We start from the raw sequence: 23,158 nt of genomic DNA, 5'->3' as shown, positions 1-23,158 counted from the left end.
TATACAACCGGCGCGGCGGCCTGTCCAAGAACCCCCCGGGTGCCACCGGCCCGACCAGCAACCCGTTCGACTTCAGCACCGGCAACTTCACCGTGGGTGGCTCGTCCGCAGATACGACAACGCCGACGCTGAAGTCGTTCTCGGTGTCTGGTGCGCAGGCGACGCCGGGCAGCACGGTCACCATCAACTACTTGGCAGACGACGACTCCGGCGCGCTACGAAACGTGATCTTCCAGTTCACTGACCCGCTGGGAGGCACTCCGCAGATCCGGATGGACGGGACCGTGTCGTTGTCCGGGGCGATCAGCCAGGTGATCCCATCCAACTGGCCGGACGGCGCCTACACGCTGGACTACATATATCTCTACGACCCCTCAGGTAATGGGGTCATATACAACCGGCGCGGCGGCCTGTCCAAGAACCCCCCGGGTGCCACCGGCCCGACCAGCAACCCGTTCGACTTCAGCACCGGCAACTTCACCGTGGCCAGAGTGCCCGAGGCTCCATCGGGAGTGTCGGCGACCGGTGGTAACCAACGCGCGACGGTGTCGTGGGCGGCTCCCTCGAGCAACGGCAGTCCCATCACCAGTTACACGGTCACTGCGAGCCCTGGCGGGGCAACAGCGACTACGACGGGCGCGACCTTTGCCACGATGACAGGCTTGAACAACGGCACCAGTTACACATTCACCGTCACTGCCACCAATGCCATCGGAACCGGCCGTGCGAGCGCCCCAAGTGCGCCGTTGACCCCCGCACCTCAGCCCCCAAGCGCCCCTACCGACGTCCAGGCCACCGCAGCCAACGCAAACGCGGTCATCTCATGGAACCCCCCTTCGGATGACGGCGGCTCCGCCGTCACCGGCTATACAGTGAAGGCGTCTCCGGGTGGCGCAACGTTCACCACGACGGGCGCGACATCGGCAACGATGACTGGATTGGCCAACGGCACTACGTACACCTTCACCGTGACAGCCACCAATGAAGTGGGCACGGGACGGGCGAGCCAAGCGTCAAACGCTGTGACGCCTCGCGACCCTGTCAAGCCCGTGGTGACCATCACTGCCGGTCCACCTTCAGTGATGGCCAGCGCAACCGCTCAGTTCTCGTTCACCGGCAGCGACGACACGGACCTCACCTCGAGCTTGGTCTACCGGTGCAGCCTAGACGGCAAGGCCACCATCCCCTGCACATCGCCCGTGTCATACACCAGTCTGAGTTCAGCCCTGCATACCTTTGCCGTGACGGCGATCGACCCGTCTGGCAACGAGAGCACGCCGACTTCTCGCCAATGGAGGGTGGACACCGTGGCGCCCACTATCTCCATGACTGGGCCATCATCGGCGTTTACGCTGTCCACCAACCTCGCCCCAGCATGGTCGGTCAAGGATGCTGGCGCCGGCACGGCCAACGTGGATGTGCGCTGGCAGCGTGCTCCCTACACCAGCGGCTACGGCGCCTGGGTCTACCCCAGCGCATGGCAGAAGACCACTGCAACCAAATTGACCCTTTCGGGGGCAGCCCGCGGCTTCACCTACTGCTTCTCCGCGCGCGCCCGCGACAAAGCCGGCAACCTCTCCGTCTGGAGTTCCGCCCGCTGCACCGCGGTGGCTCTCGACGACCGCGCCCTGACCGCATCGAAGGGCTGGTCGCGAACGTCCGGCACCGCCTACTACGCCAATACAGCAACCGTCACATCGAAGTCCGGGGTGACACTGCAGCTGAAAGGAGTCCAGGCCAAGCACCTCGCGCTGGTCGCGACGCGCTGTGCCAGTTGCGGGTCCATTGGGGTGTACTGGAACGGAGCCTTGATCAAAAAAATCGACCTCTATGCTGCAAAAGCTCAACACAAGGCGATCCTCGACATCGCCACCTTCAACGGCATCCGATCGGGCACACTCACCCTGCGCACTCTAAGTAGCCGTACTGTCCAAATCGACGGAACCGCACTCAGCCGGTGACAACGGCCCAGGCGACAGTGGTGTCGCCCCACGGACCAGCGAGCCGTACTGCAGCCAGCGGCTTGTCGCGCACGGGCACTTAGGCTGGACCCGGAGCACCCAAGAAGAGTGAAACCCAGCGACAACCGCAGCCCCTTCCGTGACAGCGGGAGGGGCTCCGAGTCGCCGACCGAAGCTCGCCGCTACCTGCGGATACTCAAGTTCTTTCCCACCGGAAGCACGCCCGCGGGAGCGGCCGCGGGTAGTGCTATGCCGCCGCGGTGGCTCGCCCAACGTACGACCGGCGTCAGCCTCGCCTGAGTGTGGACGCGAGTTGTTCTCGTATGCACAGTCAGCCTCGCCCTACTGGCGCCGTCCTGGCTGCCGATCGGCCTGACCCGGCAGTCACCGTGGGTCTGGCGGTCGGCGCCGTCCTGCTGGACTTCGCCGCAGGCCGTCCACGTCACCAAACCAGACCCTGATCCACGTTTGCCGGCCGACGCGGGCAGCAGGATCATCGGCGGCTACAGTCTGGATAGCCCCGTTCACCGCGCTGAGCCCGCGGCAGTTCGGCAAACTGATCAACGCGCTGCGGCGCGAGGGCGCCGATCCGGTCCGCAGAGGCCGGCCGTGGAGCCTGCCCCTGAAGGACCGGGTGTTGCTGGTGGCGGCGTACTGGCGGATGAACCTCACCCGGCGCCATCTCGCTCCGTTGTTCGGAGTGTCGAAATCTGCTGCGGATCGCATCATCGACCACCTCGGGCCAGCGCTCGCGCTGCGGACCCGCAAGCGGTTCCGCAAGGGCGCCATGCTGATCGTGGATGGCACGCTTGTCCCCACTCGTGACCACGCGGTCGCCGAGCAGTCTAACTGATCGTTTCGGAATGAAATCGGTTTGGTGGGTTGGAAGTTGGGTGCTGTGTGGGCAGGACCTGTCGGGTGCCTGCTGATCTCGTGCCTAATGACCTGGCGTTTTAGAGCCCCGGGCGCTTCATCCGCTTCAGGGCAGCTAGGATTTCCTGGGGCGTGCCCGTTTCCGCAACTCCCGCGCCAAAGCCGCGGTGTCGATTGTCACGTCGGCTGCAACACCTTCGCCGAATGCTCTCGAGGCTCCATCGATCCATGAATGCGCATCCTGCATCGCCGTCAGCGCGGCAGATTCCGCGATTTCCTTGTCGGACTGCCTGACTTTCGCTGCGTAAAGCTCCAGACGTTCTACGCGCGCAATTAGATCCTGGCGGGCCTCGATCAGCGGATTCGAATGCTCAGTCGCGGTGGCATTCCCGGCAGCCGACGTGATGCTCTTCCGCAGTTCCTCGTACTGAGCGGACGGCACCCTGAGGCTTTCAAGGGCGATGGCAACCGCCCATAGCTGCTGAGACAGCGCCAAGCGCACCGCTTCGACATCCAATTCCTGCTCAGCCGCAGAGCGCGAGTCAACCACGTCCAGGTACGCATGGAGGGCCCGGCGGAATAGGCTTCTATCCGGCACGCCGAAGCGGTCGATGATCACGTACTTGTTGTAGTTGCGGGCGGCGGCCACGCGTGGGCCATTCGTCAGCGGTTCCGTTTTCCGGCGAGCTTCCATAAATCTGCGAATGCGAGACCCGCGATTGACTTGAGGTTCCTGTGCCGCAAACACCTGAGTGGCCTCTTCTTCACAGGAGGGAAGATCCGAGAATCTGGCCGTTCTGATCAACTCTTGATCTTCGCGCGTCACGTCGGAACTGAACACCACCTCGCTCGGTCTGGCATCCGGAGCATCCTCTACCCAGCACCATCCGCATTGGGAATAGAAAATGTCAAGAGCAGTCTCGCCCCACTCGCGCTGTGTGCAGAACTCGTGGAAACGTGCCAGGGACTGGTCGTCCGTGAGCCTCCCGCTTTCCCTCCACCAGGTGAAATGCGCGCCAGGATCGGCTATTTCCGAAACCCGCCCTATTCGTGACAATTTCGCCCCTTTTGGCTGCGCAAGACCGAATGTAGATCATCTTACGTCGACGAGCACGATTGAGCTTGAGGCGTGCTGGCCTGGGGTTCGGTTCGGTGGCGTTCAGCAGGCAGTCGGCCGGGCGATGACGAGATCGGTGCTGGGCCGGCTGATCGCGGATGTCAGCGCAGTGCGACCTCGCCTGCGTGGACGGTACCCATCACGCGCTCGACAGTCTCGTGGACTTCGCCGACCGGAGCCGCGTAGCCGATAGCGGCGCGCGCGGACTTCCATGCGCCGAACCGGTTCACCGCCCATAACCCTTACCGTCCCGAGTCTGGTCAGGGACCGATGCCGATCGGTCATGCCCGCGACCTCGGTGCTGTGCTCCAGCGCGACGTCGTCGAAGCACTGCTGGAGATCCAGCGGGCTGCAGGCCGCACGATCCGGATCCCGCCGCTGCTGGGTCGGCCCGTCGAGGAATTTGAGGCGTGGCTGGAGGCTGCGCATCTGCTGTGGGGAGAGGAGCTGCGCATGCGGTGGAGTGAACTGGCATTCACGACCGGCCTGGAACGGCCGCAGGATCTCTTGACTAACCTGCCAGGCGCCTTCGTCGTCCATCAGCCGTTGACGGTGTCCGTCGGAGGTGAAGTGCTCGACCTCGGGTTGCGGCAGTTCTACTCACCCGCAGTGCAACTGAAGGTGGACTTGGAGCGGCCGGTGATCCCAGGAAGTCAGGTGGTGCTGGTGCCTGCGGAGGATCCGATAGCCATCCTCCGCTGGGTTCGGTCTGAAGCGTCCTGACGGGTTCAGTCGTCCGCCGTCACCGAAGCGGCCCGGTCTGGGCTCACTCGCCTGGTAGGGGCCGTAGCGGCAGCACCCGCGGGTCGGCGAGGTTCTAGGGGCGGCGACGGGACGCAGCCGCTGATGCAGGGCGCTGGCACAGGACTGCACGCGGTGGTCCTGTCGGGTTAAGTGCACGCATCCGCCTCGTGGATTACACATCACGGGCCCGAGGGCGGGATGTCGGGCAACTGGCGGGTTGATTGCGCTCGGCGGCGGCTTGGTCCAGCTCCGCCAGCTCTGGGACGCCGATCAAGACTGCAGTGGGATGGCCTCGATCCGTAATCGTCACACGTTCACGCTGGCGAGCCACCCAACGGACGATGGAGCCGAGCTCCACACGGACAGCGCAAATGGTCATTTCATCCTGCAACATGCGTTCAGACCGCAATGTGTTCGGGCCTTTCGTGTCAGTGCCGAGGTACGACCTGTGAGGGCTTGGCGCCTTGCAGTAAGGCGATGGTGGCGGATCCGAGCAAACGATCGAAAAACCTCCGTGCCCTGGTGTGCGTGTCTGACGGAACGGGTGCCGTGATAGCTGCGAGTAACCAGTGATGACGCTCCGTGCTCGATCGTGAAGGTGAGGTTATGCACAGCTGTTCATGGTGGTCAAGTTAGGCAGCTGTTGGTGTCTGGGGCATGCACAACCTTCCTTCGGACGATGCCCTCCAGCGCTTCGGTACGCATGTGCGGCGGCTGCGAGAAGAGCGGGAGCTGTCGCTGGAGGTCCTGGCAGAGCGGTCGGGGCTGAGCTTCCGAGGGTTGATCTACATCGAGCACGGCCGACGAAACCCCAGCCTGCTGACCGTGCTGAAGCTGGCCTCGGGTCTGTCCATCAAGGCCAGTCGTTTACTGGAAGAGTTCGACGATCTCCAGTAGCCCCCTTACCGTCTCTGTCGCCTCGCTAAGACTTGTCCCGTAAGTGATGGTCGAGGCAGGTAGGGCATGAGCGTCAGCGATGGTGCAGTGGCAAGATGACGGCTTCGACCATCCTGAGAGGCCATCCTCGTGCCCACGCCTGCCGACTACCTCGCACTGGCGCATGCCGAGAAAGACAGCGCTGTGCTGCAGCGTCTCGCGCAATCTCCGTACCCCTTCGTTTGGCAAGCCCTGGCCGCCAATCACCACACTCCGCCCGTAGCCCTCCAGGAACTGAGCACGGCCCGGGACAGCGTCTGGAACGACAACAAGCTCCTTCGCCTGCTAGCAGAACATCCCGGCGCGAACCCCGTCGTTCTTCAAGCTGTCCTCGATGCCGTCGCAGCGAAGCTCGAAGAGGGCGAACGGCCCTACGCCGCTGTACTTGCTCTCGCAGACCGGCTGGAGCTTGAGACGGACGAGGTGAGGAAGCTCGGAACCCTCCGTGGGGCCTCTGCCCGCCTACGCCACCTGCTTAACCTGCGGCTGAGCGTCCGCATCTGAGTTATCTCTCTGGTCACGGGTGAGATGATCTTGGTATGGCTGGTGTGATCACGACGTCAGAGCCGTCCTGGATAACTCCGTTCACCGGGCTCAGCCCTCGCCTGTTCGGGAAGATTGGTGACGGTCCTGCGGCGCGAGGGTGCGGACGCGGTCCGCAAGGGCCGGCCGTGGAGTCTGCCGCTGGAGGACCGGGCTCTGCTGGTCGCGGCCTACTGGCGCACGAACCTGACCATGCGCCAACTGGCCCCGCTGTTCGGGGTTTCCAAGTCGGCGGCGGACCGGATCATCGATCACCTCGGGCCGATGCTCGCCCTCCAGCCCCGCAAGCGGTTCGCGAAGGACACCGTGCTGATCGTGGACGGCACTCTCGTGCCCACCCGCGATCACACCGTCGCCGAGCCGTCGAAGAACTACCGGTACTCCACCAACCACCAGGTCGTCATCGATGCCGACACCCGCCTCGTCGTGGTGGTCGGCCGGCCCCTGCCCGGCAACCGCAACGACTGCAGGGCGTGGGAGGAGTCCGGCGCGAAGGCCGCCGTCGGCGCACCCCTCGACCATCGCCGACGGCGGCTATCCGGGCACCGGGCTTGTGATGCCCCACCGGCGCCGCAAGGGCGAGGAACTGCCCGACTGGAAGCAGGCCCACAACAAGTCCCACAAGCAAGTCCGCGCTCGCGTTGAGCACACCTTCGCCCGCATGAAGTGACAGCCCTTAAGGCGGCTTGGTGGCGCAGTATCCCCTGCCATGCATTTCCATCGGCTGGCGGGCAGCCTGCTGGAGGCTTGGGGATGCACTGTGATCGAGCCCGCGCTGTATGCCGGGGGATGTCGGCGAGAACTGAGAGCACTTGGAAGGTCGTGTCGGCGTGTCGGGGGCTGACGGCATAATTCGGCCGTGGACCTGAGAGTGGAGCTGATGCCCCCGCCGGTGATCCAGCAGCGGCTGGACGAGCTTTGTCGTGAGATCGAGCGGATCTCTGACCTGGTGCTCTCTGGGTCCGAGAGTGCGGACGAGGAGATCAGGGCTTTCAATACGAAGACTGGCCACGACTACGCGGCCCTGGACTTCGCCGAGTACGACGAAAGCCGAGACCTGGTCGAGTTCGCGCTGGAGGCTGCTCGGCCGGCTCGCCCCCGGATCGGGGACATCACCACGGACGAGCTCGTGGAGATCGTCCGCAGGTTGCTCGCCGGCGGCCCGGAGAGCGACTACTACCTGCGGCTTCTCGAAGCCAACGTGTCGCATCCCCGGGTCAGCGACCTGATCTTCCATCCCCCGGCCGAGCTGCAGGACGTCTCAGCAGAGCAGATTGTCGGTGTGGCCCTGAGATATCGGCCGATCGCGCTGTGAACAGCGGGGCCGGTCAGCTGGCGACCGCCTGCTGCTCGGCTCGGGCTCGGATGCTGGCGAGAGGGAGTCGCCAGGGGGCAGGAAAAGCCGCGGCCGGCTCCCGCATGATGCCGGGATCGCACCGTCGTTGAGCGGTGCGATCCTCGAGCCGGGCCCGGGGGTGTCATGGCTGATCCCCCGGGGACCGTGGTGCGTCCGAAGATGTGCCCAGCGACCGGTCAGGACCCGTCGGCGGCCCGCTCCGCGGCTTCGCCATCGGTCAGGGTGAGGACCTGCGTGGCGTGAGCGGTGCCGTCCCGGACGACGTGGACGCGGCCGGGGTACGCGCGGCGCTTCATGCTGGAATCTCGCCCTCAAGGATGGCCGTCACCTGATCGCTGAAGAACTCGACCCACTCATCCTGTTCACCGCCGAGCACGGGGTGCCGTACCAGGGGGACGCCGTTGCGACAGAGGTCTCTCAGGTCGGCTGCCGTGACGTCGTCCCCGTATTGGATCAACTCATTCACGATTGCCTATCCGTGCTCGTCGAAGACGGACTCGCAGATGCTCTCGTCGTGCCAGCGGTCGCTTGGGGTCAGTGCCCAGGCGAGGGGCCGGAAGTGAACTTGCCAGCAGGCAGAGACCTCGATCACGAGTCCTCTCGCGTACAGCCAGGACCTTCCGGTGTGCCGCATACGTCGCAGGCCCGGCTCCACAAGTACGTGTCCCGCTCGACGAGCCGAGCGGTGTATACGATCCAGCGCTGCCGAAGTGCAGACATCGTCGATAGAAGCCCGGCAGAGATCACTTCAACACCGCCTCATTGCCGGGAGGTGTGGGCACCAGGGCTTCCTCCTTCGCAGCCGTCCATTCAGCTAGAAGACGCGCATCCAGATCGGACCGCTCGAACGTAAGAGCGATATTTGGATTGATGCAGACACAGCCATCGAGACATTCAGCCATAAACCCGCGGGCGAGCAGTCGCCCGACAGTAATGTCGCGCTCTGCGTCGGTCTGCATCGCGAATGCGGAGGCAGCCGCGAGCAGGAGCGGGTGTGTGACGGAGACTTCAGTGTCCACGCTGGCGATGGCGAAGCAGATGATGCAGCCCAATTCATCGATGTCCCAGCAGCAGGCCATGCAAACGGGCTGACGCATAGCCAGTACTGGAGAGGAGTTGTCGACGATATCCAAAGGCTGATAGATCCACTGAGCATCGCGCGGAACGATCGCGCGGGGCGGCGCGGGCTGGAAGTCTCGCTCAGCAAGCCAAAGCCGAGAACGATGGACGTTGGAGCGACCGCCGGGTCCGGGCGCACACGGCTGTCCAGGTGTGGCTCCACAGTCGAAACATGTCCTTTGACATGCGGCTGCCCGTCGCGCAGCCCGCTCCGCACGCTGGTCGGCGGTCAGAGTTGCCATCCCTGGATGGTGGCTCACCGCCGCTTGCTTGTCTGCATTCCACGCCGGTGATCAAGAACGGATCACACTGCCACTCGGGGGATCTCCCCCGGACCGGTGCCCTCAGTAGTTCTTACTGATGGTTTCAGAATGACTTGTGGTGTCTTGGGGCGCAGACAGGCTGTAGTTCCGTATGAAGGTTGGCCGGACATCCGTAACGGAGGTGGGGTTGCGCGATCCATGACGGTCGCGCCACCGCCGGGCCCGGACGCGCTGTTCGCCCTGGGTCCCGCGTGCCAGCGGCACTCGCTATCGTCCCCATGCCATGACCTCAAGTGATCATCTTCTGGGCCTGATCCAGAACACCCCGGAGATCGACCTGTTACTGCGGTCATCGTTCGGCTTCGACATCGGGCAGAAGCACTATGGCGACGGCTTGAGGCTTGCCTCGGGTGCGCCGCTGGAGCCAATCGCCGGGGAGTCTGCCAGTGGGGCGTACTTCCTGTGTGCCGAGCAGGACGGTCGCCGGCCGGTAGTGTTCGCGAGTTCCGAAGGGGAGGGCGGGCTGATCGCCGATGACCTGGCGGATGCGCTGGAGATCATCATCGGGCTGGCATGGCAGGACTGTCTTGGCTTCTCTGGCGGCGGTGACGTGGAGGTCATGCAGGTCTCCGCCCAGCAACTCGAACAGTCCCGTGACAAGTACGATCCGGAGATCTTCAAGGAAGGTGTCCGTGTGGCCGCAGCCCTGTCGCTACGTGTCCTTCCCGTCCCCGAACTCGTCATCCGACTGCAGGAAGCCGCCTCAAAGACTGAACCACCAGACTACGTCGTGACCACTGAGGATGGGGACGCCTACGACCCGCCGTTCGGCGAATACTCGGAACCGCGCCACGGTGGCTGGCGCTGAGTCGGACGGATCCCGATCGTCTGACGCATCGATCTTGACGACTCCGCTGGCGTCTAACAAGAGGTCTCGGCAGACTCTGCAACCATGTCCGCTGACCTGGTTCCTGATGACCTTTGGGAGCGTATAGCCCCGCTTCTCCCCACTCGGCCAGCCCGACGCCATCGGCACCCCAGGCGGCTGCCGGTATCGGACCGCGTGGCACTGGTCGGCATCGTCTACGTGTTGCGCAAGGGAGTCGCCTGGCGAGACGTGCCCGCCCGGGTCGTGGGCTGTTCGGGGGTGACAGCCTGGCGACGTCTGCGGGACTGGACCGAGGCCGGCGTCTGGCCCCGCCTACACGAGGTACCGCTTACCGAGTTGAGGGCCAACGGCGGTCTGGACATGGATGATTATGTGGTCGACGGCTCCCACATCAGGGCGCTAAAAGGGGGACCATGTCGCCCCTCGCCCGTGGACCGCACACGTCCAGCCTCCAAGCACCACGTGATCGTGGACCGGCACGGAACCCCACTGGCCGTGTCGCTCACCGGCGGCAACCGTCACGACGTCACGCAGCTGATCCCGCTCCTGGACGCGATTCCCCGTATCCGGGGCCTGCGTGGACGGCCTCGCAGCAGACCCAAGCGGCTGTTCGCGGACCGCGGCTACGACTTTGACAAGTACCGCCGCCTGCTGTGGAAGCGAGGGATCAAACCACAGATCGCGCGTCGCGGTACAGCGCATGGTTCCGGGCTCGGCAGGACACGCTGGGTGGTCGAGCGCACCTTCGCCTGGCTCCACCAGTTCAAACGACTCCGCAGCCGCTACGAGCGCCGAGCCGACCTCCATCAGGGACTACTGACACTGGCGGCCAGTATCATCTGCCTCCGCCGACTCCGAAGAGAGACGATCAGTTATGAGCGACTGTGCGCTTTCGCCTGTCTGGCTGGCCTCGTGGGTGAGCAGGGTCTCAGAGGCCCTGGAGGCAATGACAGATGAGTTCGAGCGCCGGCACGGCTTTCCCCCAGGCACCAATGAGGTCCGACTGGCTGACCACGGTGATCAGGCCGCGGCTTGCACGCTTGCCGAAGTGAGCCTTGTGCCTGCTGACCTGGTCACCTTCTACGACAGCATCGGCGACGTCACCTGGGCGGACGTCGGCAACGGCTACTTCGTCGACCCGGCAGGTGATGTCCTTCTGCGGCTCAAGGAGTACGGCGCTGTCGATGTCGGCGCGGACCAGAAGGCCAGTGGCCTGGTCATTGGCTCGAACGGCGACGGCCGATCCTATGTCGCTGGCCCTGGTGGGGTGGTCTACCGGACGCGGACGGCGTCGCTGGACGAGCCCGAGCTCGACAGGGTGGCTGATGACCTGCGGCAGTTTCTGGAGCTGCTGGAGCGATGCCTGACGCGGTAGCTGGGACACCTGTAGGTACGGTCCTCGGTGCCTCATCGTGTTAGCCGCTGTAAGGCGGGTCGGTAACCAGCAGCTGAGACCTCTCTCGGGGTTACCTGCTGACGCCCAAGTCGCAGAGGCGCGGGCCGGCGGCTGTGGGTGCAGCCCTGCTCTGGTACCCGGTCGGCAAGGGTCTGCCACAGACCCGATCGTCACGTCGTCCATCCTCAGCGCGGCCGCTGACCCGCCCTGCGCGCGGATGTGCACGCTGCCGCCGATGGCATGCCCGTCGTTGGATGCCGACACCCCACTGCCTGCAGCAGCCGCAGCGGCCTGCAGCCCCTGTGCTACACCCCGGACGGCACCGACCACTCCGGCCGGGGAGCAGGGACAGCATGATCCGCTGCTCCGTTATCCCGCGGAGCAAAGAGCCCCCACGCGAGACCGCGAACAAGGCGAGTGCCGTCCTTGCGGCAGCGGACTACCGCGAGACACTCGGTCGCTCATACGGGACGCCGGTCGTGTCACGCCGAGGTGACGCGAGCGTGACTGTCGGACAGCACCACCTCTTGCTCGGAGAAGGTGAGAGGAGCTTGCCGCACGGACAATGATCTGGCATCTATCCGGGCGGGAGACAGTTGCGAGCGAGCCGCAGACAAAGATGGCAATCTGTTCGTGGAGACAGCGCGTGGTGGCTGGAGACAGCCACCATAGGGAGACACCCGTCGATTTCCCATGAACAGCTGATCCAGAGCCCGGTAGGGCACGAAGCACCGGTCAGGGCGGTGGAGTCGGTCTCTCGACTCCGCCGCCCTCGGCGTCTGCCGTGCCGGGGCTCGAGCTGTCAGATGCCCGGCTTGTGGCTTCCCATGATCGCGGCGTACGAACCGGGGTCGCCGTCGAAGCCCCGGACCGTTCCGTGGAACGTCCAGACGCCCGATCCGTCCCGGACGAACTCGGCCACGGTCGCCGCGGTGGCGGTGGCGACCTCGGAGAAGTCGTCCTCCGCCAGGTTCGTGTAGCCCTCGCGAATCTGCACGCCGGTATTGGCTATGTCGCCGAACGTCTTCCGGCCGTCGCGCTGCTGAATGACCACTCCGACCACGACCCGGGTGTACGTGGTCGACAGCCGTTCCAGTTCCAGAGTCATCACCTCGTCGAAACCGAGGCCCTGGCCGGTCCTGCTGTCGCGGTTCAGCGTGATGGTGCCGTCCGGCGAGCGGCTGTCGAAGTGCACGAGATACGAGGCGCTGCCGGACGGTTCGTCCGCCGGGTAGGTCGCCGCAATGATGTCGAGGTCGTGAGCGGGCGCACCCGGCGGACTCGGGTCCCACTTGAGCCTGACCTCGACCTTTTCGATGTCCTTGTTGGGAGTGCTCATCGGGCTTCCCTCCTTGCCGCTGGGCCGTCGGATCGGTCGTACCACCTGATCATGTCCGTAACTGTCCCCGGAGCCAACCGGCTTGGGCGCGAGTGGCGGAATCGGGCCTTTGTTGTTCCCGGCGCCGTTCAGTGCGGGATGCGGCGCGGTGGACGCGGGCTGATCTCTTCGCGGAAGAGCTCGATCGCGCTGCTGACCTGCCGCATCAGATGGGTGTTCTCGATGCGGTCGAGATAGAGACAGTGGCGCGCCAGCCCTTCCAGCTCGAAGGCGAAGCAGAGGGTCATCAGCGGGTTGATGAACAGCTCGCTGCCACGGGTGCGTGACGTGAACTGGACGTCCCCGAAAGCGCCCTGGACCGCCGCGGCGATCGATCCGTTGACGATGCTCGGGTGCTGGGGCGTGTGCTCCTGGGCGTGTGCCACCGCATCGACGAAGAGGGCACCCTCGCGTGTCGTACGGGAGACGGAGAATGCGCCGAGGCAGGCGCCGTCGCGTTCGAGAGCGGCGATGTTCTCCAGGACGAGTCCGTGGCTCACCCCGTGGTACGCGTCGATTCCGAAGCCGACGGAGACGACCAGGCGCTCCGGTACGTCGATTCCGGCGAGGGCGGCGACGCTGGTCAGGTCCTCCTCCGGGGTGCCGAGCCCAGTTTCGTCGCCGCGCATCAGGATGTCCGTACCGCCGTCGACGAGGACGACCGCATCGATGTCGTACCGCTCGATCAGCGCCCGGTAGGCGGCGCGCAGCGGCTGCACTCCCACCCGGGTGAAGGCGTGCACGGTGCTCGGGTAGTGGTGAAGATCGAGCCACTGGGCGAGGGTGCGTTCCGGGAAGTACGCCTGATGGAGAGCCGTTTCGGGGGTGATGACTGCGACGTCCGGTGCCAGCCACGCATCGAGGGGAAGCCCTTCGAGCGCGCTGAACGACAGATTGGCGAGCCGGACGTCCTTGCCCTGATGGAGCAGGGAGAGCGCCACCGGCAGGCCCGCGTAGATATCGAAGCCGCCACCCGCCCCGGCTACGAGGACGCGCTCGGCCGATTCGAGGCGCGCGAACAGAGGGTTGGTGTGGAAGGCCGTCATGGAGATCATTCTCCGGTCCGTGTTGACCGGTTCGGGCGCACTCCGGCAGAGCGTGACCCGCGCCACGTTCGGCGCCGTACGATGGCGCGGTGCTGGTCAAGTGGATTCGCTGCACCGTGATGGATCGTCGTGGCTTCGAGCGCGGGCAGCGAAAGTGGGCGGAGCTGCTCGGTGAGCCGGGCTTCAGAGGGCAGGGGGGCGGATGGAGCCGGGGGCGACCGGAGGTTGCCCATGTGTTCGCGTTCTGGGAGAACCGGGTCTTCTACGACTCCTTCATGGCGCGTGCGCATGACCAGTTGGCTGCGGCGCAGTCCGGAACGTACAGCGACATCCAGGTCAAACTGTTCGAGTGCCGCTTCGACGTGAAGACCGGCTTCGAGCCACGTTTCACTGATGCGGACGTGGTCAGAGCGGCACACAGCACCGTGCACGAGGACCGTGTGGAGCATTTCGCGCTGATGCAGCAGCAGGTGTGGAATCCGGCGATGGCCGGATCGCCCGGAATGCTGCGCGGCGTGTTCGGCGAAGCGCCGGGGCACGAGTTCCTCGTGCTGTCGATGTGGCAGTCGAGCGCTGAGCGAGGCAAGTACCGGCCGGGGAGCCTCGAACGGCTTTCGCAACGGGCGCAGACCGAGGACGATGTGGCGGCTGTGGCGGGGGACGTCGTGCAGCTCGAGCCCTCCTGGACGGTTTGAGCCGAAGGCACCCGGGACCCTTCCGCTCGTGATCAGCAGGGTCCTGCCGCGGTGCGGCGCGTGCTGAACGGCGTGCCGGGACGGCAGCCTGGGCTGCGTCGGCGAGCCGGTCGGCGATGTCTCAGGCAACGGGCTGTTCCGCCTCCGGGACCTGCGGGTACCCGGCGGATCGCCCTCCGTGGGCAGCGCAGGCGGCTCGGGCTCGGCCGTCCGCCGGCCCGTGGAGCTGCTGCTTGACGCGCCCGTGAACCACGTGGCGCTCGGGTCGGCGCGGGAGCTGAAGAAGGGCCCTGTCCCTCTCCGACCGGCTCTGCGGCGCCGTGTCACCGACGACATGCATCGGACGGGGTCCGGACGGCCAAATGAGCTGGAATCGATCTAGGGTCTGTACATGGCACGACCGCAGCGCATTGTCCTCGTCCGGCACGGCGAGTCCGAGGGCAATGCCGATGACACGGTGTACGAGCGCGAGCCCGACCATGCATTGCGGCTCACCGCGACGGGTTTGCGGCAGGCCAGGGAGACGGGGGCACAGCTGCGCGAACTCTTCGGCCGGGAGCGGGTCAGCGTGTACGTCTCGCCCTACCGCCGCACGCACGAGACCTTCAGGTCCTTCGGCCTCGACCTGGAGCGGGTGCGGGTGCGGGAGGAGCCACGGTTGCGTGAACAGGACTGGGGAAACTGGCAGGACCGCGAGGACGTAAGACTGCAGAAGGCGTACCGGGATGCCTACGGGCACTTCTTCTACCGCTTCGCGCAGGGGGAGTCCGGCGCCGACGTGTACGACCGGGTCGGAGCATTTCTGGAGAGCCTGCACCGGAGCTTCGAAGCCCCCGACCATCCGCCCAACGTTCTGCTCGTCACCCATGGACTGACGATGCGGTTGTTCTGCATGCGTTGGTTCCACTGGTCGGTGGCCGAATTCGAGTCACTTTCCAATCCCGGCAACGGGGAGAAGCGGACGCTGATACTCGGCGAGGACGGCCGCTACACACTTGACCGGCCGTTCGAGCGGTGGCGCACCCCTGAGCCCTATGGCATCACCGGATAGAGTGGAAGGGCGATGACCGCTGACTCCGCTACCGCCACACGCTTCGAGCGCGCCCTGGCCAGCCTGCGCGGGCTGGCCGTGGGAGACGCCCTGGGATCCCAGTTCTTTGTGCCCGTCAACTATCCGCTCCTGAAACAGCGCGCATTGCCGCCCGGACCCTGGCAATGGACCGATGACACGGAGATGGCCTGTTCGGTCCTGGCCGTGCTCGTCGGGCACGACCGTATCGACCAGGACGCGCTCGCCCACTCCTTCGCCGACCATCACGACTTCGACCGGGGGTACGGCCCCGCCGTGAACCGGATGCTCCGACTGATCCGGGAGGGCGGCGACTGGCGCGAGCTGGCGTCGGCGCTTTTCAACGGTCAGGGCTCCTGGGGCAACGGTTCAGCGATGCGCATCGCGCCCCTCGGCGCCTGGTACGCGGACGACCCCGAGCAGGCTACGCACCAGGCCGAGATCTCCTCGTACACCACGCATCAGCACCGGGAGGCCGTCGTGGGTGCGATGGCTGTGGCGGCGGCCGCCTCACTCGCAGCCGCGCCCGGAGGACCACCGACGCCTGAGGATCTCCTCGACGGCGTGGTCGCGCTCGTACCGCGCAGCGCGGTGGGCGCCGGGCTGCGCCGGGCTCGCGACATGCTCGACTACAGCGATGCCGGGACTGTGGCCGCGGTTCTGGGCAACGGGCGCCGTACCAGTGCACATGACACGGTGCCGTTCGCTCTCTGGTCTGCGGCGCGGAGCCTCGGCGACTTCGAGAAGGCGTTCTGGGTGACCGCTCAGGCGGGTGGGGACGTGGACACGACCTGCGCGATCGTCGGTGGGGTCGTCGCGGCGGGCGAGACGGGCGCACCGCCGGCCGACTGGTCGGCGCAGGCGGAAGAGCTGCCGGACTGGCTTCCCCGCCCGGGCCGCAGCTGAGACGGGCCGACTGTCACGGTACTGACACATCCCTGCCACGGGCGCCTGCGAGCGGTAGCAGGGGGCTAATCTTTCGGCCACGCCGCCCGCGATGATCATCATGACGGGCGTGTGCCGAATGAGATGCCGGGTTGCTCGCACTGTCCAGCTGTCGTGTGAGTGGACCTCGGTGGGGAGGGGTCCCATGCCCGATCACGCGTCAGAATCAGCCGCCCAGCCGGAGGTGCCCGAGCCGCCGCGTACGTCGGAACCGTCTCGCGCGACGGGGTCGGATCCGGCGGGGGAGCCGACGGAGCGACCGGAGCCGTCCGAGGCGCCGGCGTCCCGGGACGCCGTTCCGCCGGCGCCGAAGGTCCCGGCGTACGCGCAACAGGGGTGGCAGCCGCAGCAGCCCAACCCATGGCCGAGCAGTCGGCAGACAGCCGGTACGCTCGCGCGGCTGCGCCCGGCCCGCCCGGCCGCCATTCGTAACGCCACGCTCTGGGCGGCCGTCGCCACCGCGCTCCTCAGCGCGTTGTTGCTCGGTGACGGACTCGGCCCGAACCTGCTGATCGCGGCAGTCCCCGCCGCACTCGCGGCCTACTTCGCCGCGCAGGCAGCGGGCCGTCGGCTCCGGTCCTGGTCCGCGGTCTGGGCGGTCGGCGCACTTGCTCTGCTCGCGGTCCCGGCGCTCAGGGACGCGGGCTGGCCCGCCTTCCTCGCCGTTGTGTCGGCCGTCGCGCTGGGCTCGCTGACGCTGCACGGCAGCCGCAGCTGGCTCGGCGTGTTCCTCGGTTCGGTGGGCCTCTTCTCCTCCGTGGCGGGGGGACTGAGGTGGGGAGTGAGTGGTGTTCGCGACCGTATGGCCGGTTCCCGACGTCGGTGGGGTGTCGTGTTCCGTTCCACTGCGGTGGCGATCGCCCTGCTCATCGTCTTCGGAACGCTCTTCGCCAGCGCGGACGCCGCGTTCGCCGATGTGCTCGGCAACCTGATTCCCGAGGTGTCGCTGGGCGAAGCCCCGTGGCGGTTCTTCCTGTTCGTGGTTGGTCTGGTCGGTGCGCTCACCGCCGCATACACCACCGCCGCCCCGGTGCGCTGGGACGACATCACCGTGCGGGACGGGAAGCCCCGCGGGCGCCTGGAGTGGGCGCTGCCGCTCATCGTGCTGAATCTGCTTTTCGCCGTCTTCATCGCCATCCAGCTCACCGTGCTGCTCGGCGGGTACGACAAGGTGATGGCCGAGACCGATCTCAGCTACTCCGCATACGCCCGCCAGGGCTTCTGGCAGCTGCTGTGGGCGACCATGCTCACCCTCCTGGTCATCGCGCTCGCGCTGCGCTGGGCACCGCGCGGGCACTCGCGCGACCGCACGCTCGTACGGACCGTCCTCGGCGCGCTCTGCCTCCTCACTCTCGTGGTGGTCGCCTCTGCGCTGCGGCGCATGGACCTGTACGTCGATGCCTACGGCCTGACCCGGCTGCGCATATCCGTGGCTGCGGTGGAACTCTGGCTGGGTGTGGTGCTCGTCCTGATCATGGCAGCGGGTGTGTTCGGCGCCCGTATGCTGCCGCGCGCCGTGGCGGCGAGCGCCGCCGTCGCCGTGCTCACGTTCGGTCTGGTCTCGCCCGACGGGCTGATCGCGGAACAGAACGTGCAGCGTTACCGCAGCCATCACACCATCGACATCGACTACCTCAGGGGCCTCTCGGCCGATGCCGTACCGGCTCTTGACAGGCTTCCCGAACCGCTGCGGTCCTGCGCCCTCAACGAGATCCAGCACACGCTCCGTGCGTCCGATGAACCGTGGTACGCCACCAGTTGGGGCGAGGCACGGGCACGCGACATTCTGGAGAAGCGGAGCGCGAATGCCCTTATGACGGACTGCCGGGGGCCGGGGAGCGAAGGAGACAGCGAGCGCGGCGGTTACGAGGGCGACGACTCCTACGACCCGTACTGACCCCTGACCGCCCCGCACCGACCCGTGCACATCCCGCATTGCGTCGCACGCACTGTGCAAGGGGGGGCGGTCCGAGTCCTACCGGGCGATCCGGACAGGTGCAGGACATACCCTTCGCGGTACGTCCTGCACCTGCGCCGACGGGTTCTTCGCCGATACGCCCTGCTGATCGCGCGCCTGTGGCGACACGCGTCGTGCTGCGTTATGCGCCAGGTCCTCCTGCGGAGGCCTTGCCGCTCAGCGCATCCAAGTCGCTCTTGCGCACCCGGATCACCAGCACCGCGGTCAGCAGGGCGACGGCCGCCATCGCCACCGCTGCCGTGAAGGCAGTCGAAATGCCCTGGGTGAGCACTTCATGCCCCCACGGTGCAGGCAGTTCCCGCGACTTGGCGAACGTCGCCTTCTGCTCCGGTGTCGCCTGCGCCATGAACGACGGAATCTGCTTCTCCGCCTCGTTGCGGCTCGCTGTGCCGAAGACGGTGACCAGAATCGAGAGGCCCAGCGAACCGCCCACCTGCTGGCTGGCATTGAGCAGTCCGGACGCCGCGCCCGCCTCGTGCTGGGCGACCCCGGATACCGCGGTCAGGGTCAGGGTGACGAAGTTCAGCCCCATGCCGAAGCCGAACAGGATCATCGGCCCCAATACGCCGCTCACGTACGAGCTGTCGGGGGAGATCAGCGTCTGCCAGAACAGACCGATCCCGGTGAGCGTCGATCCGGTGATCATGAACGGCTTGGGGCCGAGGGCGGGCAACAGCCGCTGCGACAGCCCTGCTCCTATGGCGATCGCGACCGTCACGGGGAGAAAGGCCAGCCCTGATTCGACGGGGCTGTAGCCCAGCACGTTCTGCACGAACAACACGATGAAGAAGAACATGCCGAGCATGGCGGCGGCCAGGCTGAGCATGACGAGGTACGTCCCCGACCGGTTGCGGTCGGCGAACATTCTCAGCGGCGTGATCGGTTCCTTCGCCCGCATTTCGATGAGGACGAACGCGGCCAGCAGTACGACCGCGGCGGCGAAGGATGCCATGGTGAAGGAGTCCCGCCACCCCTCCTCGGAGGCTCGGATGAATCCGTACACCAGCGAGGCCATGCCAAGGGTCGACGTCAGAGCCCCGGAGATGTCGAAGCGGCCCGGGTGCCTCTCGGACTCGCTGATGTACAGCGGTGCCAGCATCGCGATCAGCACACCGATCGGTGCGTTGACGAAGAAGACCCAACGCCAGTCGAGCCATTCGGTGAGCATCCCGCCCGCCAGCAGGCCGATCGCGCCACCGCCCGCCGAGACTGCGGCAAAGACCCCGAAGGCACGGTTCCGCTCGGGTCCTTCGGGGAACGTGGTGGTGATCAGGGCCAGCGACGTCGGCGAGGCGATGGCGCCGCCGACACCCTGGAGGGCCCGGGCCACGAGCAACTGCCAGGGTTCCTGTGCCAGTCCGCCCAGCAGGGAGGCCAGGGTGAAGACCAGAATGCCGATGATGAAGACCCGACGACGGCCGAGGATGTCACCCGCCCTGCCGCCGAGGAGGAGCAGTCCGCCGAAGGTGAGCGTGTATGCGCTGAGAACCCACGACAGATCGGTGGTGGAGAAGCTGAGCGCGTCCTGAATGTGCGGAAGCGCGATGTTGACGATCGTGGCATCGAGCACAACCATCAGCTGACATGCGGCGATGACGGTGAGGGCGATCCCCCGTCGCCCCTGCTGCCGGGCGGCGCCCGGCGAACTCTGTGCTTCTAACTGAGAGGTTGTCACTATGGATCCCCCACAAGTGAGTTAGTGAACGAGTGCGTTCACTGTCTCGTCAACGGTAGTGAGTCCCCTTCAGTGAACGCAAGCGTTCACTGAATGTGCCGGTGACGGGATGCGCCCGTACATCGCGGGACGGGATCTGCTCAGTCCCGCCTCGACGTCCCCACCCGTCTCGATGGAGAGAAGCTGATGGATACTTCGCGCTCGGCGGCCGCCGCTCGACCGTCGGTGGTGTCGCTGCGCCGCCGTGGTCCCGTACTGGAACGCGCGATTCTCGACGCCGCGCTGGAACAGCTGAGCACGGTGGGCTGGAACGGGCTGACGATGGAGGGTGTCGCCGCCGGCGCCCAGACGGGGAAAGCAGCGGTCTACCGGCGATGGCCGTCGAAGGAAGATCTGGTGGCGGAGGCGCTGCGGGCGGCGCTGCCCCCGGTCGGTGAGGCGCCCGACTGCGGCAGCATTCGCGAAGATCTCTACCAGTTGGGCCGACGGCTGCGCGACGCCATGCTCTCCACGCCCGGAACCGCCCTGCTTTCCGTGCTTCACGAGTGCGATTCGAGCGCTTCCGGCCGCTTCCAGGCCGTGATCTTCCAAGGTGTGATCCAGCCCTCCACCGAGCTCTTTCGGAAGGTCGTGCGCCGGGGTATCGAGCGGGGTGACGTCCGTTCCGATGCGACGAGCGACCTGGCCCTGGACGTGATCCCCGCGATGATGATGTACCGCAGCAAGGTGTGCGGCAGCGAATGGCCGGATGCGTACATCGCCGAATTGATCGATCAGATCATGGTGCCGCTGCTCCGGCCTTCCGGCAGCTGAGTGCAACCAGTGGCAGCCGGACCGTGAGCGTTCCGTCGGAGCGACGCCGCGGGCCGGACGACGGTCCGGCGCCCCGGGGGTGTTCGTGACGCCTGCGTCGGCGTACGCTGACTGGCGCCATGCCGTACGAACCACCCACGCACACCGTCGAGCGCTCGCTGCGCGCTACCACTGGTGCCAAGACCGTCGCCGGTGTCGATGAGGTCGGACGCGGAGCGTGGGCGGGACCGGTCACCGTGTGCGCGGCTGTCACCGGCCTCCGCAAGCCCCCCGCGGGACTCACCGACTCCAAGCTGATCAGCCCGAAGCGCCGCGCCGAGCTGGCGCCGCTGCTCCAGGCCTGGGTCACGGCCTACGGCCTCGGTGACGCCTCGCCGCAGGAGATCGACGAGCTCGGGATGACCGCGGCTCTGCGCCTCGCCGCCGTGCGCGCCCTCGAAGCGCTGCCCGTGCGCCCGGACGCGGTGATCCTCGACGGCAAACACGACTACCTGGGAAAGCCCTGGACGGTCCGAACCGTCATCAAGGGCGACCAGTCCTGCATCGCGGTCGCGGCCGCCTCGGTGATCGCGAAGGTCCACAGGGACACGATGATGGCCGAACTGGGCGCGGAATCGGGGGAGTACGCCGCCTTCGCGTTCGATGCGAACGCCGGCTACCCGTCCCCCGTGCACAGGGCCGCTCTGGAGGCGCTGGGGCCCACGCCTCTGCACCGCCTCTCGTGGTCCTACCTCGACGCGCTGCCCAGGTGGCAGCACCTGAAGAAGATCCGCATCTCCGCCGAGGCGGCTGCACTGGAAAGCGGGGGCCAACTCGGCTTCGACTTCTGATCGCGCATTTGTGCCCACCCGCCGACGCCCTCTGCGCCGGCGTTTGATAGACAACCACCCATGCCTCTCATCCCCGAGGAGCCTCAGATTCACGAGAGCGCCCAGGGTCCCCGCGTCACTCCGGCCGCAGGCCGCACCGCGCCGACCCCCCGTCCCGTACCCGGCCCGCGTTCCGCGGCCACGCCGCGCCCCGGTCGTCCGGGCCCCGGCCCCGCGAGGCCCGCGCCCCCGGCGCAACGCCCGCACTCCACCTCCGGTCAGCCTCAGGCTGCCCGGTCGAAGACTCGTACCGCGCCGCAGTTCCAGCTGATCCCGGCCGCGGCCGGCAGTGCGCTCGATGCCGCCGACGACGCTGTCGATCTGCTGCTCGACTCCGGACGCGCACCGGGCGACATCCTGGTGCTCACCACCGGTGAGCAGCACCCGTGGGCGGTGCACGAACTCTCCTTCGGAGAAGCCGCCTACTGGGCCCAGCACGATGCGGGCGACGACGTCTTCTTCGCCGATGCCGTGGCTGCGGACCGGGTCAAGGCCCGCCCCGTGGTGATCGTCGCGGTCAACGGTGGCGTCGACGACGCCACCGCCCGTGCGCTGCCTCTCGCGAGGGAGTGTGCCGGAGCACTGCTGGTCGTCTGCGGTGAACCGCAGCGGATCAACGCCGTACTCGGCGCCGGCGTCTGAGCCGAACGACGCGCACGGCTGTGGCGACCCGGCTGCCCTACAGGGCGGCCGGGCCCACGACCGGGGTCAGCGGGCCGCAGTGCGTCGCAGTGCCTCTGCCGCGCCGCCGCCGGTGCGCAGCGGGAACGGATCATGCTCGGCAACCGTGTCGGCGAGAGCCGCAGGCGCCGATATGGAGTTGGGCCGACGGCCGCCCCGGCCCTCGCCCAGCACCTGCCACCCGCCACGCGTCAGCGTGATGTACGCGCCGCACCGCAGGCCGTGCAGCGTACAGGCATCCCGCAGACCCCACATCCACGCCCCGTCCTCCTCCGTCCACCGCTCGTCGCCCTCGCGGCAGTAGAGCAGCACCGCAGTGCGGACGGGTGTGCGGCGGCGCAGATCGTGCGGGATGACCCGGCGCAAATGCGCCAGCAGTGCGTTCCGGAACTCCCAGCCGTCCGCGGAGACGGAGCGACGGGCGAACGAGGCGCTGGCCGTGAGGCGTTCCTCATGGTCGAGCACGGCGACGACAGCGGTCTCCGGGGTCGGCCGGTGCCGGGTATGCAGGCCGCTGACCACCTCGCGCGGGCTGCGCAGCAACGGTATGCCCGCAGCGGCCCACTCGGCCGGTTCGAGCATTCTGGCAAGGCGGTTGGCGGAGTCGGCGGACACCGAGGACGCCGACATCGAAGTGGCTGCGGACGGAGCGAATCCGAAGGTCACGATCCTCCCTTCGCATACGCGCCCACGGTGCGGGCAGGGTTGGGTGGGGCGCACCGCGGCACAGCCCTTCCGGGCCGCGAAAGGACCGTGCGGGGAGCGAGTTCAATTCTTCCTGGCGTATCGGCAGGCGGCAACGAGCAATTGG

General features: G+C 66.7%; 22 protein-coding genes and 3 pseudogenes. 17 read left to right on the top strand and 8 right to left on the bottom strand.

All coding sequences use genetic code 11. From position 1 onward, the window contains the following. Both ACFU8W_RS31360 and ACFU8W_RS31355 read left to right on the top strand, forming a co-directional pair. Positions 1-1,961: fibronectin type III domain-containing protein (locus ACFU8W_RS31360; RefSeq protein ID WP_384044212.1), on the top strand; the 1,961-nt coding region annotated here is incomplete at its 5' end. A gap of 460 nt (positions 1,962-2,421) precedes the next feature. Then, positions 2,422-2,808: pseudogene (locus ACFU8W_RS31355) on the top strand (transposase family protein); the annotation flags it as partial. Between the two features lie 141 nt (positions 2,809-2,949). On the opposite strand, the gene ACFU8W_RS31350 reads toward ACFU8W_RS31355, so the two are convergent. Then, on the bottom strand, positions 2,950-3,660 hold the full coding sequence (locus ACFU8W_RS31350; RefSeq protein WP_384044210.1) for a hypothetical protein: 711 nt from the start codon (positions 3,658-3,660) through the stop codon (positions 2,950-2,952). Positions 3,661-4,221: 561 nt separating this feature from the next. On the opposite strand from ACFU8W_RS31350, the gene ACFU8W_RS31345 reads away from it, so the two are divergent. Next, entirely contained in the window at positions 4,222-4,674 is a 453-nt protein-coding gene (locus ACFU8W_RS31345) for a hypothetical protein (RefSeq protein WP_384044207.1), read from the top strand. Between the two features lie 193 nt (positions 4,675-4,867). Here ACFU8W_RS31345 and ACFU8W_RS31340 read toward each other — a convergent pair whose 3' ends face one another. After that, complete coding sequence (locus tag ACFU8W_RS31340; protein ID WP_384044292.1) at positions 4,868-5,074, bottom strand: type II toxin-antitoxin system prevent-host-death family antitoxin; 207 nt, start codon at positions 5,072-5,074, stop codon at positions 4,868-4,870. A gap of 278 nt (positions 5,075-5,352) precedes the next feature. Between ACFU8W_RS31340 and ACFU8W_RS31335 the strand changes: the two genes are divergently transcribed. The 4 genes and pseudogenes from ACFU8W_RS31335 (at position 5,353) to ACFU8W_RS31320 (ending at position 7,489) form a co-directional block, all read left to right on the top strand. Continuing rightward, positions 5,353-5,592: a helix-turn-helix domain-containing protein gene (locus ACFU8W_RS31335; protein ID WP_384044204.1), complete on the top strand. Its 240-nt coding sequence runs from the start codon at positions 5,353-5,355 to the stop codon at positions 5,590-5,592. A gap of 129 nt (positions 5,593-5,721) precedes the next feature. Beyond that, on the top strand, positions 5,722-6,135 hold the full coding sequence (locus tag ACFU8W_RS31330; protein ID WP_384044201.1) for a hypothetical protein: 414 nt from the start codon (positions 5,722-5,724) through the stop codon (positions 6,133-6,135). A gap of 35 nt (positions 6,136-6,170) precedes the next feature. Then, positions 6,171-6,841 (top strand): annotated as a pseudogene (locus tag ACFU8W_RS31325) (transposase); the annotation flags it as partial. Between the two features lie 192 nt (positions 6,842-7,033). Next, entirely contained in the window at positions 7,034-7,489 is a 456-nt protein-coding gene (locus ACFU8W_RS31320; protein ID WP_384044198.1) for a hypothetical protein, read from the top strand. A 334-nt stretch (positions 7,490-7,823) separates the two neighbouring features. On the opposite strand, the gene ACFU8W_RS31315 is transcribed toward ACFU8W_RS31320, so the two are convergent. Together ACFU8W_RS31315 and ACFU8W_RS31310 are read right to left on the bottom strand one after the other, a co-directional pair. Continuing rightward, the gene (locus tag ACFU8W_RS31315) at positions 7,824-7,997 is read right to left on the bottom strand and encodes a hypothetical protein (protein ID WP_384044195.1); all 174 of its coding nucleotides are present in this window, start codon (positions 7,995-7,997) and stop codon (positions 7,824-7,826) included. A gap of 277 nt (positions 7,998-8,274) precedes the next feature. Then, positions 8,275-8,664, bottom strand: coding sequence for a hypothetical protein (locus tag ACFU8W_RS31310; protein ID WP_384044192.1), 390 nt, complete (start codon positions 8,662-8,664; stop codon positions 8,275-8,277). Between the two features lie 532 nt (positions 8,665-9,196). Here ACFU8W_RS31310 and ACFU8W_RS31305 point away from each other — a divergent pair. The 3 genes and pseudogenes from ACFU8W_RS31305 to ACFU8W_RS31295 all read left to right on the top strand — a co-directional run bounded on the left by ACFU8W_RS31305 (position 9,197) and on the right by ACFU8W_RS31295 (position 11,177). Next, positions 9,197-9,781, top strand: coding sequence for a hypothetical protein (locus tag ACFU8W_RS31305; RefSeq protein WP_384044189.1), 585 nt, complete (start codon positions 9,197-9,199; stop codon positions 9,779-9,781). Between the two features lie 84 nt (positions 9,782-9,865). Further along, positions 9,866-10,663, top strand: a pseudogene (locus tag ACFU8W_RS31300) (IS5 family transposase); the annotation flags it as partial. Positions 10,664-10,748: 85 nt separating this feature from the next. Continuing rightward, positions 10,749-11,177 carry an SMI1/KNR4 family protein gene (locus ACFU8W_RS31295; protein ID WP_384044187.1) on the top strand — a complete coding sequence of 143 codons (429 nt, stop codon included), beginning with the start codon at positions 10,749-10,751 and terminating at the stop codon, positions 11,175-11,177. Positions 11,178-12,000: 823 nt separating this feature from the next. Here the strand turns inward: ACFU8W_RS31295 and ACFU8W_RS31290 are convergent. After that, positions 12,001-12,537, bottom strand: a complete 537-nt coding sequence (locus ACFU8W_RS31290) for a TerD family protein (RefSeq protein ID WP_384044184.1) — start codon at positions 12,535-12,537, stop codon at positions 12,001-12,003. A gap of 128 nt (positions 12,538-12,665) precedes the next feature. Beyond that, a complete protein-coding gene (locus ACFU8W_RS31285; protein ID WP_345514514.1) occupies positions 12,666-13,622 on the bottom strand; it encodes a DUF1152 domain-containing protein in 957 nt (318 codons plus the stop codon). 89 nt (positions 13,623-13,711) lie between these two features. Here ACFU8W_RS31285 and ACFU8W_RS31280 point away from each other — a divergent pair, with 89 nt between their 5' ends. The 4 genes from ACFU8W_RS31280 to ACFU8W_RS31265 all read left to right on the top strand — a co-directional run bounded on the left by ACFU8W_RS31280 (position 13,712) and on the right by ACFU8W_RS31265 (position 18,228). Continuing rightward, on the top strand, positions 13,712-14,317 hold the full coding sequence (locus ACFU8W_RS31280) for a YdbC family protein (protein ID WP_384044182.1): 606 nt from the start codon (positions 13,712-13,714) through the stop codon (positions 14,315-14,317). Positions 14,318-14,708: 391 nt separating this feature from the next. After that, on the top strand, positions 14,709-15,368 hold the full coding sequence (locus tag ACFU8W_RS31275; RefSeq protein WP_037701328.1) for a histidine phosphatase family protein: 660 nt from the start codon (positions 14,709-14,711) through the stop codon (positions 15,366-15,368). A gap of 12 nt (positions 15,369-15,380) precedes the next feature. Further along, the gene (locus tag ACFU8W_RS31270) at positions 15,381-16,292 is read left to right on the top strand and encodes an ADP-ribosylglycohydrolase family protein (protein ID WP_345514342.1); all 912 of its coding nucleotides are present in this window, start codon (positions 15,381-15,383) and stop codon (positions 16,290-16,292) included. Between the two features lie 184 nt (positions 16,293-16,476). Beyond that, positions 16,477-18,228, top strand: a complete 1,752-nt coding sequence (locus ACFU8W_RS31265; RefSeq protein WP_384044179.1) for a DUF4153 domain-containing protein — start codon at positions 16,477-16,479, stop codon at positions 18,226-18,228. A 202-nt stretch (positions 18,229-18,430) separates the two neighbouring features. Here ACFU8W_RS31265 and ACFU8W_RS31260 read toward each other — a convergent pair whose 3' ends face one another. Further along, complete coding sequence (locus ACFU8W_RS31260) at positions 18,431-19,984, bottom strand: MFS transporter (RefSeq protein ID WP_384044176.1); 1,554 nt, start codon at positions 19,982-19,984, stop codon at positions 18,431-18,433. A 186-nt stretch (positions 19,985-20,170) separates the two neighbouring features. On the opposite strand from ACFU8W_RS31260, the gene ACFU8W_RS31255 reads away from it, so the two are divergent. The 3 genes from ACFU8W_RS31255 to ACFU8W_RS31245 all read left to right on the top strand — a co-directional run bounded on the left by ACFU8W_RS31255 (position 20,171) and on the right by ACFU8W_RS31245 (position 22,308). Next, positions 20,171-20,797: a TetR/AcrR family transcriptional regulator gene (locus ACFU8W_RS31255; protein ID WP_345514338.1), complete on the top strand. Its 627-nt coding sequence runs from the start codon at positions 20,171-20,173 to the stop codon at positions 20,795-20,797. Between the two features lie 119 nt (positions 20,798-20,916). Next, positions 20,917-21,627, top strand: coding sequence for a ribonuclease HII (locus ACFU8W_RS31250; RefSeq protein WP_327243995.1), 711 nt, complete (start codon positions 20,917-20,919; stop codon positions 21,625-21,627). Between the two features lie 60 nt (positions 21,628-21,687). Then, positions 21,688-22,308 carry a hypothetical protein gene (locus ACFU8W_RS31245; protein WP_384044172.1) on the top strand — a complete coding sequence of 207 codons (621 nt, stop codon included), beginning with the start codon at positions 21,688-21,690 and terminating at the stop codon, positions 22,306-22,308. Positions 22,309-22,374: 66 nt separating this feature from the next. On the opposite strand, the gene ACFU8W_RS31240 is transcribed toward ACFU8W_RS31245, so the two are convergent. Continuing rightward, positions 22,375-23,013, bottom strand: coding sequence for a hypothetical protein (locus tag ACFU8W_RS31240; RefSeq protein WP_384044169.1), 639 nt, complete (start codon positions 23,011-23,013; stop codon positions 22,375-22,377). Between the last annotated feature and the right edge of the window lie 145 nt (positions 23,014-23,158).

The sequence above is a fragment of the Streptomyces sp. NPDC057565 genome (genome assembly GCF_042801455.1).
Taxonomy (GTDB): domain Bacteria; phylum Actinomycetota; class Actinomycetes; order Streptomycetales; family Streptomycetaceae; genus Streptomyces; species Streptomyces yanii.
The sequence above is the reverse complement of the archived record's forward strand: the minus strand, read 5'-3'. Positions and strand labels throughout refer to the sequence as shown.

Coding starts and splice junctions, on each gene's coding strand:
- ACFU8W_RS31345 (WP_384044207.1), top strand. CDS start 4,222: ATGCCGATCGGTCATGCCCGCGACCTCGGTGCTGTGCTCCAGCGCGAC.
- ACFU8W_RS31340 (WP_384044292.1), bottom strand. CDS start 5,074: ATGACCATTTGCGCTGTCCGTGTGGAGCTCGGCTCCATCGTCCGTTGG.
- ACFU8W_RS31335 (WP_384044204.1), top strand. CDS start 5,353: ATGCACAACCTTCCTTCGGACGATGCCCTCCAGCGCTTCGGTACGCAT.
- ACFU8W_RS31305 (WP_384044189.1), top strand. CDS start 9,197: ATGACCTCAAGTGATCATCTTCTGGGCCTGATCCAGAACACCCCGGAG.
- ACFU8W_RS31295 (WP_384044187.1), top strand. CDS start 10,749: ATGACAGATGAGTTCGAGCGCCGGCACGGCTTTCCCCCAGGCACCAAT.
- ACFU8W_RS31290 (WP_384044184.1), bottom strand. CDS start 12,537: ATGAGCACTCCCAACAAGGACATCGAAAAGGTCGAGGTCAGGCTCAAG.
- ACFU8W_RS31285 (WP_345514514.1), bottom strand. CDS start 13,622: ATGACGGCCTTCCACACCAACCCTCTGTTCGCGCGCCTCGAATCGGCC.
- ACFU8W_RS31275 (WP_037701328.1), top strand. CDS start 14,709: ATGGCACGACCGCAGCGCATTGTCCTCGTCCGGCACGGCGAGTCCGAG.
- ACFU8W_RS31270 (WP_345514342.1), top strand. CDS start 15,381: ATGACCGCTGACTCCGCTACCGCCACACGCTTCGAGCGCGCCCTGGCC.
- ACFU8W_RS31265 (WP_384044179.1), top strand. CDS start 16,477: ATGCCCGATCACGCGTCAGAATCAGCCGCCCAGCCGGAGGTGCCCGAG.
- ACFU8W_RS31255 (WP_345514338.1), top strand. CDS start 20,171: ATGGATACTTCGCGCTCGGCGGCCGCCGCTCGACCGTCGGTGGTGTCG.
- ACFU8W_RS31250 (WP_327243995.1), top strand. CDS start 20,917: ATGCCGTACGAACCACCCACGCACACCGTCGAGCGCTCGCTGCGCGCT.
- ACFU8W_RS31245 (WP_384044172.1), top strand. CDS start 21,688: ATGCCTCTCATCCCCGAGGAGCCTCAGATTCACGAGAGCGCCCAGGGT.